Source organism: Mesorhizobium sp. (assembly GCF_024509055.1).
Classification (GTDB): Bacteria; Pseudomonadota; Alphaproteobacteria; order Rhizobiales; family Rhizobiaceae; genus Mesorhizobium.
Window position 1 is genome coordinate 1 of the sequence record NZ_JANINM010000205.1, and the last position, 846, is coordinate 846.

Annotated in this window: 1 protein-coding gene; it reads right to left on the reverse strand. The window is 64.5% G+C overall.

The annotated features are described in order from the left end of the window. On the reverse strand, window positions 1-846 hold an 846-nt coding region (locus Q0L57_RS09535; protein ID WP_296741581.1), incomplete at both ends, for an enoyl-CoA hydratase-related protein.

Here is an 846-nt window from a genome sequence, read left to right on the forward strand (position 1 = left end):
TCGACTGCATGATCTCGGTGAAATAGCGCTGCTCGATCCTGAGCGCCGTGTCGAACGGCACCAGCAGCCCTTCATAGACGCATTTCAGGATCGCGGCCGCCGCCGGATAGTTGCCGTAGGTCTCGCGGCGCAGGATGGCTATGGCCGGCGGCCACAGATTGGCGCCTGCCGCCGAATAGACCGGACCGCCGGGCAGCTTGAAGCCCTTCTCGTCCCAGGGCGCGACCGGCTTGAGGCCGTTCCTGATCATCGCCTTGGCGGTCTCGACCAGCTTCTTCGGCTCGGCGACCTCATGGATCAGGCCCATCGACTTGGCCTTCTGCGTCGTAAGGTTCTGGCCCGAGGTCAGCATCTGCAAGGCCTGCTGCTGGTCGGTGAGGCGCGGCACTCGCTGGGTGCCGCCGGCGCCCGGGAAGATGCCGATCTTCACCTCGGGAAGCGCCATCCTCACCTTGTCGCTGTCGGCGGCGACGCGGCCATGGCAGGCGAGCGACATCTCGAAGGCGCCACCCATGCAGGTGCCGTTGATCGCCGACACCCATGGCTTGCCGGAGGTTTCCAGCTTGCGGAACAGGCCGGTCATGTAACCGGCATTCTCGAACAGCGCCCTGGTGGCCTTCTCAAGGTCATGCTCCTTCTCAGCGGCGAAGGTAGCCAGCATCTTCTGCAGCATGGTGATATCGGCGCCACCGGAGAAGGTGTCCTTGCCGGAGGTGATCACCGCGCCCTTGATCGCGGCATCGCCCGCCACGTGATCGACGATGGCATTGAGCTCGCGCATCACTTCTTCGGTGAAGACGTTCATCGAGCGTCCGGGCATGTCCCAGGTGACCAGCGCGATGCCGT